The sequence below is a fragment of the Weissella fangxianensis genome, from assembly GCF_024718545.1.
Lineage (GTDB): Bacteria > Bacillota > Bacilli > Lactobacillales > Lactobacillaceae > Weissella > Weissella fangxianensis.
In genome coordinates this window covers 16,003-27,965 of sequence record NZ_JAMXDB010000012.1, presented here as the reverse complement: position 1 = coordinate 27,965, position 11,963 = coordinate 16,003, and the positions used below count along the sequence as shown (strand labels likewise).

The following is an 11,963-nucleotide window of genomic DNA, read 5'->3' as shown; positions in this document are numbered from 1 at the left end:
CGCCACATTACTTTAAACGTTCGCTACAACGTTCTCTGGCACCTTTCTGACGACGTGTAGGCGATGCGAACCCCTTAGTTGCTCATACAAGTTACCACGTCGCATAATAATGTAACTGCTTAGAACCACATTTTGGTATAGTCAAAAAACGCTACTATACCCCCTCTGCGGCTCTTAGTAACGTCTTGTAACACCAGTTATAATCCTAAGTTGTGAATTCACTTCATTCATGACTTCACAAGGCATAATATATTATGCTATAATGAATTTACATCAGGTTTGGTGCTAAAAAATGGCACACTGAAACCAGCTCATTTTCATCATTTTTTTGAAAATGATAGACTTACTTTCTGTTTTAAAAAGTATGCCAGTACTAATCGCAACAGAGGGTAATGTATTAAATTGTGCAAGATCAATAGCTGTTGATAACATCGTTCATTTACTGTGTTAGATGTTATCTTCAGTTATTGATCTTTTTGTTTGTCATCATCGTCGTTAAACCAACGGGCAATGACTTCATCCGTTGACATATCAAGGGCTCGTGCAATTAATGCTAAATTTTTAATACGCGGATTTCCCTGATCATACTCAATACGTTGAAAACTTGCATAGGGAATTTTTGCTACTTTAGCTGCGTCACCCATGCGATAATGATGATCTTCACGCCAAGCTTTAACTGCTTGCCCCAATGTTTCTTTTTCTTTATAATCCATTAATTCTCACCTCCTTACTCTTTAATATCGATAATGGAAGTTCTTACCAAAAAATTAACCGAACTAAGTCCGGTGACTAGCTATATACTTGATTAAAAATCAGTCTGTCATTATTTTGTAATCAATGTAATAAAAAAACTATACACGTCTCTAAACGCCTTTATATCAACGTTTAGAGTACTGTGTATAGTTAAGAATAAAGTTCATACAACTAGGCTTTTGTGTTCATACTTTCTATCTAAACTAAAATAATTGTCGATCAAACAATTGTCCCCCATTTACAGTCCCATCAATTATTAAGCTTATCTGCGAGCCCTTTTCCACCTGCATCATCAGAAAATAATACAATAAAAAGGGGTTAAACATTTTTGAAAAGTAGCCACTATAAAAATTCCCCTGATTAACTTCCTAGCATTCCAATGAAAAGATACAGAACATATGATTAGCTATTCTATTGTTGTTAATTAATTTAGATTATTGATCTTTGTCATTACCTTTTGTATAGCTCAAGTTTAGGTTTAATCCATAGTCATTGGCAATATAATATAAGAATTTAGCAATATAATATTTAGGATTTGTAACTACTATCAATTGAGTTTTTAATAGTTATAAGATATAATTTTTAGTACGTAAGAAACAATATCAAAACATTTAGGGGTGCTTTATATAAAAGCTGAGATGTAATTTCCAAACTCTCTGAACCTGTGAGGTAAGCCTCGCGTAGGAAACAATGCTTAATAATTGGCTATTTTTGTGTGGTCAATTATTAGGTGTTGTTTTTTTATGTAAAATTTACATTTTTATAGAGGTAATGAGATATGAAGACTCAACATTTTAACACCCACTTATTAGTGGAAATAGCATTATTTTCAGTTTTGTGCGTTATTTTAGACCTGTTTTCTTTTAAAGCTTGGGGACAAGGAGGAAGTATATCTCTTCAGATGCTTCCGATATTTATTATCGCATTTAGACATGGTTTAAAAGCAGGTTCAATCACAGGCCTAATCTTCAGATTTCTTCAATTGTTACTGGGGGCTTACATCATTAATCCCATTCAAGCATTTTTAGATTATCCATTAGCATTCATGCTTGTGGGTAGCGCCGGAATTTTTTCAAAGTCCATTCAAGCCGCAATATTTAAGGAGAAAAACGGTCGTCTAATATTCCTTATCTTCATAGGAACTCTATTAGGTAGCTTATTACGCTTAATTGTACATATTATTTCGGCGATGATTTATTTTAGCGCTGGCGCAACAGGTCATCAATCAGTATTTTCCTACGCCACAATCTACAATGTTTCATACATGGTACCAAGCTTTATTCTGACTACCCTGATCATCATGGCTATGTTCAGTGCTTTTAAAAGATTACTAGTAACTAATCAATAAGAATATGAAAAGTAGCATTATTGGAAAGCAATTTCTAATAATGCTATTTTAATTTATTAACCATAAATTAATTTTTAATATACAATAAATTCAGAAGTTTAATATACAAATTTATATAAAAAAGACTAATTATAAATAAATCGAATAAAATATAGATAACATCGTGCTAATTTAGAAATTAGATTTTGGTGTACCTCTATCTACCTATCTCATTATTTACCTAGTTGCATTAATTTATTCCACATTTTTAACCCATAGAAAATAAAACTACTAAAACAACAGGAGCCACTGATGAATATACTAGCAACAACAAAATTAACAGATGAACAAAAACAAGCAATTCAACAATTATTAACTAAAGTACACCAATCAGATCAAAGCCACCGGGATCCTTATTTAAGTAATCAATTCAATAATTTTCCAGATATGCCGTGCTTCTTTCTCAATTATGAAGAAGATGAGCTGAGAGGATTCACTATGATTTATGCAGATGGTTCAATTAATGAACCAGTTTAAGTTTATATAAGGGAACGAGATGTTAAAGCTATTCAATTTTATTCAAAGTTTGTCCCTTCAGAGGATCTAGACACACCAGAAAAATTAGCCGCGTGGTTAAATGATGATAATTGGGAATAAAATAATTTAATGACTGGTAAGTACAAAAACACAGTGAAATAACTTATTAGGAAGCACTATTGCTTCCAACAATAGGATTTAACAAAAATAATTACTTTATTATAATTAAAAGCCACCCAACTCATTTAAGTTTAGGGCGGCTTTTAACGCATGATATTACATCGTTTCAACTATTCTATTCTTCATACTCTCCTTATATACATCAACTCGTGGATTTTTGCACCCCATATAGTTATATTCATACAGCATTGTTATAGCACTTTCAGTGGCCTTAGCATCAACTTCAAACCACCGCGAAGATAATTCGGCTGAATACCCACCTGGTCATATTGTTCTTTTTTACTACCGGTTGCTATTTGCCTCCCACTATAATGTAAAAATTCACTCATGAAATAAAAATATTCAAAAGTTTAAGTAAACAAATTACTTATGAGAAATACAGTGGGAATCGTGAATAAGCTCAATAGTGTTGATGTTCCCATTAACGTGAGGGCTGGTTCTTGCTTACCATGACTTTGTAGAGTAAACAACACAACCATTCCTCCAACAGGACAGGCCATCATTAGAATCATCGTAGACAAGGGATTACCAGTAAGTCCTAATGATTGCATGACTAACGCCGTTACGAGAGGGTATATTAAATTGCGTAAAAATAGAGACATCAAAATAGAACGATCAATTTTAAAATTCTTCAGAGCGATATTAGCTAAACTATTCCCAATTACGAGCATTGACACTGGGGTGTTGATGGAACTAATATAACCGATAATTTGGCTAAGTAAGCCAGGTAATTTGATAGAAAAAACAAATAATATTAATCCAATAAAAATAGCAATAATATTGGGATTAAACAATACACTACGCAATTTTCAAGACGACTGGTTGCATTTTCTTCATTGGCAAAGAGTCCTACACCATGTGTCCAATTAAAAATATTGAAAAAGGCCAGAGGCACTACAGCATAAAAAACACCGGTTGAGCCAAATAGAGAACTGACTAGCGGAATGCCAATAAAACCTGCATTGGAGTAAATGCTGCCATACTCTACAATTCGCTGTAAATTTTTATCTTTAATTTTTTTAAAGACAAATTTTGACACTATAATTTGTATCCCGTAAACAACGAACAGTCCTAACGCACTCACTAACAAAGCATGAACGCGACTATCTGAATATGGTTTTTCAAATGATTCTATGATTAAACACGGTGAAACAACATATAGTAAAACATTAGTTAAATCACTAGCGGTTTGCTCATGCATAAATTTCACTTTATTAGCTCCCACTCCTACTAGCATTAACGCAAACATGAGAATGATCTGGCCAAACAACAGTTCAAGGTTCATTTTGTCACCTCCTTTAAAATAAATCATCGTTTTGAACAAAAACAGCGCACAACTTAGTATAAACTTTTTCCTTACTATTTATCTATATTCCAGTTAACAAGAGCAAGGAGAACTTCATATGTCAATTATCAAATACACATATGTATACGCATGAGTAAATAAAATTATTGAATCAAAGTCCTGAGTTTTTCGTCACAAAAAGGCTGATTGTTTTTATCGAAACGATGTACTTCGCAAGCACGAAGCCCAAAATTTCATGCTTTTTCATTTGTCTCTTTTCCAAATAATAAGGTCAAAAATTACAACTTTATTTGTAGAAATAAACTATAAAAGAAAAGATGTTCAACATATATTTTTAATATCTGTTTTTTACATTCTAATAACACTTTTACAAAATAATAACATTTTTATAATTAATATATTTTATTTTTGTAGATAAAAAGCATTTAATTATATAAATATATATTAATTAATGGATTAATGTACAACTACCGACATAATCGGGACTTACTTATAATAAGCATATAAAGTAAAAGATTAGATTACAATTTAATTTGTAATTAAATACCCCATTACAATATATATCATTTTATTACAAAGGGTGGACATCCCCAGTTTTTTTCGCTACACTTAGGTCACTTACTTTTTGAAAGGGGTATTTTTATGGTTAAATGGTTACGTTCATCTAAAACAAGCATGGTGATTAGTACAATCATTCGTTTATATGTAGGTGTTGTCTGGTTTTTGTCTGGGTTTGGAAAGATTTCTTCTGGAAACTTCTCAGCAAGTAGTATGATTGATATGGCAATTAAGAATCCCGTTACGGATGCTAATGGACAACCAGCTTATGATTTCTACACTTCATTCTTAAAATCAGTCGTCCAACCTAATATCGACGTTTTCAATTTCTTGGTTGAATACGGTGAATTGTTCATTGGTCTGGGTTTGATTTTCGGAACGTTAACAACTGCTGCTACTTTCTTTGCTATGGGATTAAACTTCAACTACCTACTAGCAGGAATGATTTCTACTAATCCATTGCTATTATTCTTAGAACTTATTATTCTTGTCGCAGGATTTAACGCTGGAAAAATCGGGTTAGACCGTTGGGTTGTTCCCTTTATGCGTGAAAAATTACCATTTTTAAAGAAATCGGTTGAATAGATTATCTCTTGTTTAAACAATTTATTGAGGTATAGCAAAAAATAAATAACTTATCTTTTGCTAGGCGGTGAATGACTGTGATTGTTCAGTCATTCACCGCCTATTTTCTTATAAGAGTTGCTTGTGGATTTTTCATGGGTCATCAACTATATTTATAGGCAATCATATGCGACCTATTGTTATACATTGATTGCTTCTTAAAAAATGTTATCTCTCAACCCGGAGGAAAACTGATGCAAAAGACTACTAATATTATTTATAATAATGAACTTGTTGATTACGCAATTGAAGAGATTTTTGATTCGAATAAATATAACAAACTCACTGCTGTAACCTTCTCCGCCTCACCCAAATTTATTAATCAATACCTATCTAACTTTGATAGTATCAACATGGTCATTGGTATTCCCGAAGAACGGGTTCAGGCAGCTACCAATGATGAATTACTAAAGCAAACCTTGAAGTCCTCATTTAAAAGTAAGCTTACTAACGAATCACTGCAATTTCTTAGCGAATTAGATACGCCGATTAAAAAACAAGTGATTGATAAAAAAATTCAAGTTAAAGTTCCCAAACCTGGCAATGTTATTCACTCAAAATTTTATTTACTTAGCAATGATGCAACCGAAGAGACCCGCTTAATTATTGGGTCGGCTAATTTATCTAGTCAGGCCTTTGAATCACAATACAATCAATTTGAAGAAGTCCTGATTTACGATAACTCACCCCTATTCGACCTTTATCAACGTCGCTATTTTTATGATTTAGAGCCAATTTTGACAGATTACATTTCTAAGAACACATTTAAAGTTATTCAACAACGCATAAGTGATGACTCTAAATTGTCGGAACAAGATAAATTGATCACTGCAACGATATTCACTACCAATGATTTAGATAATATTCAAACAAGTGACTTAAGTGATGTGGTGCAAACTTTGCGTGATGACATGAAAATTGGCCTGATTCCTGAAAATACAGGCGAACTGGTTAATCAAATTAATAACGAAAATATCGCTGGCACTCAGGAATTTGAAGACAAACAAAATGACAACCTTAAGTCTGATCAGGTTTTTGAATTAATGAGTAACATCATTAGTAAAAATAAAGGTAATCATAGATTAGTAACGAAACAAACAGCCAAAAAGAAAGCTAATAAAGTCCTTTCGATTAAACTCCATGCACATGATAACAATAGTATAGCTCTTAACCGTCCGCTTTTAACGTTAAGTAAGGTCAATATTGATACCGATCATAACCAATCAGGTCTGTTTACTATCGACCCGCTAAATAAAAATAAATTATTACCATTTGGAAAGCATATTTCACATGATTCATTAAAAGATAGTTTACATACTATCGATCAATTAATTGAAAGTTATCATAAATTTACTCTAGATTATTCAGATGAATATGGCCAGCGGATTTACGAAGCCATTTTATTTGCTTTTAGCTCTCCTTTCATTTCCATTATTAGAAGTAATAGTGGCCGTACAGATGACGAAGCGTCACGGGATATTCCACAAATTCTATTCATTGGTGGTGCTGCCAACTCAGGTAAATCAAGTCTTTTAAGAGTAATCTCTAAAATGGTGAAATTTAATCAGAAGCAAGATGATTTTATAGCTTATGATTTAATTTATCAAAATGATTATCAAAAAGGATCTAATACGGTTAAAATCTTACAAGACTGGTTGAGTGAAGAAAATGTCACACCTCTGTTGGTTGACGAATTACCCAATGATTTTTTCACCAATGTTAAACGTGGTGAAGAGCTAATTATGACACTGAATAATAATGTAGCGACGCAACACACTAGTTACCCAGCAATGATCGCAACAACTAATAGTGAAGATTATACCTTAAATGAACGCGCACGCCGTAGAAGCTATTATTTAAAGCATGACGCTGTGTTCAACGATGACTTTAAAGAAGCATCATTAAAAACCTATCATGAGATTATTGATCAAACGAATAATGAACTATTCCAAGATTTTGTATTGCGATTCTCTGAAAAAATATCTGATGATGAAACCAATTGGAATACTTATCGTAACGGTAATAAAAATGACTTTTTAGCAATCACACGAACTGTTTTCAAAGAATATTATCAAGAAATCGATGAGCCAATACCAAAGTATTTTCCCTTAGATAGATATGATGACGCCAATGAATCTGGTCAAGAAAAGTGGCGTAAGTTATTCGATTATGACAGAGAAAATTTTGTTTATAATAAAAAGACAGATCGCTTACTTTACCGCATGTCTAAATTAGATGAGAATGTGAACCGGTACGGTACTAAACCATCCATCGCATATGTTAATGCCTTATCACCCAAGGTTAAGGCTAGTTCAGATAATAGTATCGATCAGGAATTAAAGGGCACGGAGTTCTTTAAGTGGATTGGTGAGGACAATCCGTTTTTGAAAGGAACTTTTCTAAGTAGATTCAAAAGAAATTAAACTTATTCGATCGTTATATAAAAGGAGCCATGTCATTAACCTTGAATGACATGGCTCCTTTTTGCCTAAATATTTGTTTTATTACTGAATGGATATTTACTTAAACCAAGCATCTACTTGTGATTGATGCTCTTTAATCCATTTGTTTGCCGCTTGTTTAGCTGACTTTCCATTAGACATATCTAGCATAACGCTTGACATATCATCTTTACTCCAATGGAACTTATCGACAGCCTTATAAGCATCAGGCTTATCTTCCTTCATACCTTTACGAGACATTGTATAAATATTTTCTGAACTACCCATTGATTTCTTAGGGTCCTTTAGATACTTCAAATCATATTTTTGGAACATCCAATGTGGTTGCCATCCAGTCACAATAATTGGTTTCTTTTCCTTAATCGCCTTACCCAACGCAACTGTCATAGCTCCCGTTGATGACTCTGATAGCTTCCAACCTTTTTGATCCAAGCCATAGTCCTTAATCGTATTCTTGGTCAACTTTGAAATACCTGCACCAGGTTCAATTCCGGTAATCTTCTTACCAGCCTGGTCTTGCAAATCTTCAATACTATTGACATCAGTCATATAAGTTGGCACCGTCAACCCATTGGTTGCACCCTTCAAGTTAGGACCCATCATATCAAGTTGGCTCTTATACTTATTATACTGTGCTTTGTGAGTCATTGGTAACCAAGCTGAGACTGAAACGTCTGCTTGCCCATTGGCAATTGACTGCCACATAATTGAATTATCCAATGAAGTCATTTCAACTTCATAACCATGTTGACGTAAGGCTTGTGCAAGAACATTACTTGAAGCCTTTTCTGAATCCCATGGTGTCGTCGCAATCTTCACTGTTTCCTCTTGTGATTTTGCAGTGGTGATTGCGTGCGCTACACCGCTTCCAATCATTGCAAGTGCAACGACGATTGCTGTCCAAGCCTTCCAATGATATTTCGAATGCTTTGGTTGCTGATCAGTTTTCTGATTAGGCGTTGCATTCATCTTTTGTGTTAATCGATCAATGATAATAGCCAGAATAACCAATGCGATACCATTAACAAATCCTTTACCAATATCAGCGTCCTGTACGGCGGCTAACACACCACGTCCAAGACCAGGTGCACCAATCATTGATGCGACCACAACCATTGACAAGGCAAGCATCAACGTTTGATTGATTCCTGAGAAAATGGTTTTCTTAGCTAATGGTAATTCAATTTTAAATAACTTCTGCGTACCCGTTGAACCAAAAGAGTCAGCTGCTTCAACTAAATCAGTTGGCACTTGACGAATTCCTAAATTCGCCATTCGAACTGTTGGTGGTAACGCGAAGATAACCGAAGCAAATACACCCGGTACCACACCAATTCCAAAAAAGGCTACCGCAGGAATCAAATAAACGAACGCTGGCATTGTCTGCATGAAGTCCAAAATTGGTTGCACGATGTTATTAACAACGTCATTCTTAGCCATCCAAATACCTAATGGCACACCAATAATAACTGAAATCAAACTTGCCATCAGAACCAACGTAAATGTGTTCATCATGTTTGACCACAAGCCTTGGTTTTCAACAATTATCAATCCAATAAACGTGAAGAGTGGGAATCCCCACTTTTTACCAAACATTAAAGCAGTTAAAATAGTTAATCCGATGATAAATAACCACGTTGGAATACCCGTTAATGCATTAGTCATGGTATCCATCATGACATTACCACCATTTTGAATAGCATTAAATAATCCGCTTAAATGCTTTGTTAACCAATCAACACCACTATCGACCCACGGGCCAAATGGTATTTTTGGTATTAAATTTGCTAAAACAAACATATTATACTTCTCCTCCTGCTTGTTTAGTAAAAATCAAGCTCTTTTAAAAAGTGACAACCTAATTATAAACATAAAGTTGTCACTTTAGTCAAATATAATATTTTTTAATGTCATATTAATGATTTTCTGAATAATTGTCTTTTAAAAATAAAAACCAGGACTTGTGTCCCGGCTTTAGTCAAAAATATTCTTATTATTTAACTATTTCACAAAATTCAACGATTACCCCATCTGGACCTTGTACATTAAAAAATTTAATACCTTTATCCCAGAATGGCAGCGTTTGTACCTCATTACTGAGCAATGATAATCCTTCATCTTTGGCAGCGATAAATGCTGCATCAGCGTCTGAAGTATCCATCGAAATATGGTTGATTGCTCCAGGCTTGCCAACAATTTCATCACCAGTCCACGTTTCAATCACAAGATTCTCACGTTGCATAAAAATAACATTACCAACTGGGAAATCTCCAATTTTTTCAAATCCAAGTTTTTCCCAAAAACGTTCTGATGCTTGCAATGATGAAGCTGGAATACCAACATGTTGTAAGCCTGAATAATAATCCGTAAAAGCCATCTTTAACTCCTTTAAACTTAGTTACCAACATCAATTGCTTGATGTTTTAGATTAGGGAATACATAACGATCAGCAACGCCTGTTATACTACCCTGGAAAAGAAAGGCAAATAATGTTCCAATCCCAAAATTATAAAGTGAAGGGAAAGTAATAATAAATGCAATTACTGCAAAGATAGTTGGTGGGATATAAGATGCCCACATCGCCTTAAATGCTGATCCTTTAAAATATTTAAATCTTAGAATTTGCATCAAATCATCGGCAGGATGCAACACTAAGTTCACCCGTTGATAGATCGAGATAGCTGTGGCAATAAAACCAACACCAATAAAATTAATTAATGTGTAAAGAATAACCATTGGCCATGTTGTTGCATCCGGCATGATTTGATTAAAAATATTAGAAAACCATTGAATGAAGATTGAGAACGGCAACATAAAAATAAAATTACCAAAAATGCGTTTCCAATCAAGTTGCTTCATTAATAAAGCATTTAAAAATGAAACCAACATACCTAGGACTAAAAAAGCCCAAAATAATGCTAATGAGTTATCCCCCAAAATTGCATTACCTAAATTAGCTTCACCAGCTGTCCAATAAGCTGATCCAAGAAACGACGGATGGACATGGGCCGATGTGACTAAAGTCAATACATTTCCTAAAGAATTAAATACTAAGGAAATAATGAAATAAGCAATTGAAGAACTCATAGATAGGCTTCTCTGCGCCTTTTTATCCCCCATATTTTCCATTTTTTATGCCTCTTCACCACCGACTTTAACAACGGCCTTTGATACAACCCCCAATTTACCATTAACGAAATCATCAACCGTCTTGTAATCGAGTTCATGTGACATCAAGGCTTCAACATTCAACTTTCCTGATGATAACAATGCGAGTGAATCTTCAAAACTATTTGGATTAATAAATGATCCTTGAATGGTTAATTGCTTTTGGAAAATTTCGTAGGTATTCATCTCAAATGTTGCATCTGGACCACCTACGCCAAACATAAGAACTTGTGCACCACGAGCAGCTGACGCAATAGCTTCTTCTTGTGTTTGTGGCATACCAACTGCTTCAATAACAACATCGTATTCTTCCGCAGGAATTTGATCACCATTGTTGGTATTAAATGTATTTTTAACCCCAAATTGTGACTTATTCATAGCCAATTTCTCATCAACGATACCAGCCAAGTCTACTTGGTGAATACCATAAGCTTGTAGGATTTGAACAAATAGTTCCCCCATGAAGCCATCCCCAATAACTAGTGCCTTTTGGTATGGAGATAACTTTAATAACTTAATACCATGTACTGCACATGAAATGGGCTCTACAACAGAGGCTGATTTCAATGATACGTTATCTGGAATTGGATATACAACTGATGCGGGAGCAGTGAAATATTCTTCAAAGCCACCATCGCGAGTTACACCAACTGCTGATAAGTTTTCACATAATTCAGGACGACCTGTTCGACAATACTTGCATTGTCCACAATAAATATTAGGATCAACTGTTACCCGATCCCCTACTTTAACATTAGTGACTGCATCCCCAACTTCTGCAACGACTCCCGAATTTTCATGCCCTAACACGATTGGTGGTACAGCATCTGCAGAACCTGGTAATCCTGCATATAATGCATGATCAGTTCCACAAATACCAGCAAATGCCGTATGAACTAAAACTTCATTGGGCAATACCTCTGGACGATCAATGTCCTTAACATTCAACTCTTTCGTACCAGTTAAAACAAGTGCTTCCATGATAAAATCTCCTTTATATAAAAAATAACCCTCATCAATATTGTAAACGTTTACTCACACGGCCGCA

At 34.4% G+C, this 11,963-nt stretch carries 9 protein-coding genes, 1 pseudogene and 1 riboswitch; of the genes and pseudogenes, 4 read left to right on the top strand and 6 right to left on the bottom strand.

Going from position 1 to position 11,963, the window contains the following annotated elements:
- Nucleotides 1-464: 464 nt before the first annotated feature.
- Nucleotides 465-713, bottom strand: a complete 249-nt coding sequence (locus NGR58_RS05045) for a helix-turn-helix domain-containing protein (protein ID WP_258088539.1) — start codon at nucleotides 711-713, stop codon at nucleotides 465-467.
- A gap of 643 nt (nucleotides 714-1,356) precedes the next feature.
- Nucleotides 1,357-1,458, top strand: a riboswitch (TPP riboswitch).
- 73 nt (nucleotides 1,459-1,531) lie between these two features.
- Between NGR58_RS05045 and thiT the strand changes: the two genes are divergently transcribed.
- Together thiT and NGR58_RS05035 are read left to right on the top strand one after the other, a co-directional pair.
- Nucleotides 1,532-2,101: an energy-coupled thiamine transporter ThiT gene (gene thiT / locus NGR58_RS05040; RefSeq protein WP_258088538.1), complete on the top strand. Its 570-nt coding sequence runs from the start codon at nucleotides 1,532-1,534 to the stop codon at nucleotides 2,099-2,101.
- 291 nt (nucleotides 2,102-2,392) lie between these two features.
- Entirely contained in the window at nucleotides 2,393-2,617 is a 225-nt protein-coding gene (locus NGR58_RS05035; protein ID WP_258088537.1) for a hypothetical protein, read from the top strand.
- Nucleotides 2,618-3,147: 530 nt separating this feature from the next.
- Here the strand turns inward: NGR58_RS05035 and NGR58_RS10275 are convergent.
- A pseudogene (locus tag NGR58_RS10275) lies at nucleotides 3,148-4,082 on the bottom strand (AEC family transporter).
- A gap of 663 nt (nucleotides 4,083-4,745) precedes the next feature.
- Here NGR58_RS10275 and NGR58_RS05025 point away from each other — a divergent pair.
- Complete coding sequence (locus NGR58_RS05025; protein ID WP_258088536.1) at nucleotides 4,746-5,246, top strand: DoxX family membrane protein; 501 nt, start codon at nucleotides 4,746-4,748, stop codon at nucleotides 5,244-5,246.
- Nucleotides 5,247-5,479: 233 nt separating this feature from the next.
- A complete protein-coding gene (locus NGR58_RS05020) occupies nucleotides 5,480-7,708 on the top strand; it encodes a phospholipase D family protein (protein ID WP_258088535.1) in 2,229 nt (742 codons plus the stop codon).
- Nucleotides 7,709-7,804: 96 nt separating this feature from the next.
- Here the strand turns inward: NGR58_RS05020 and NGR58_RS05015 are convergent, their stop codons facing one another.
- The 4 genes from NGR58_RS05015 to NGR58_RS05000 all read right to left on the bottom strand — a co-directional run bounded on the left by NGR58_RS05015 (nucleotide 7,805) and on the right by NGR58_RS05000 (nucleotide 11,896).
- Nucleotides 7,805-9,547 (bottom strand): ABC transporter permease/substrate binding protein, encoded by a 1,743-nt coding sequence (locus tag NGR58_RS05015; protein WP_258088534.1) that lies wholly within the window; start codon nucleotides 9,545-9,547, stop codon nucleotides 7,805-7,807.
- Nucleotides 9,548-9,740: 193 nt separating this feature from the next.
- On the bottom strand, nucleotides 9,741-10,124 hold the full coding sequence (locus NGR58_RS05010) for a VOC family protein (RefSeq protein ID WP_258088533.1): 384 nt from the start codon (nucleotides 10,122-10,124) through the stop codon (nucleotides 9,741-9,743).
- A 17-nt stretch (nucleotides 10,125-10,141) separates the two neighbouring features.
- Nucleotides 10,142-10,876, bottom strand: a complete 735-nt coding sequence (locus NGR58_RS05005; RefSeq protein WP_258088532.1) for a fructose permease — start codon at nucleotides 10,874-10,876, stop codon at nucleotides 10,142-10,144.
- 3 nt (nucleotides 10,877-10,879) lie between these two features.
- Entirely contained in the window at nucleotides 10,880-11,896 is a 1,017-nt protein-coding gene (locus NGR58_RS05000; protein WP_258088531.1) for a zinc-dependent alcohol dehydrogenase family protein, read from the bottom strand.
- Between the last annotated feature and the right edge of the window lie 67 nt (nucleotides 11,897-11,963).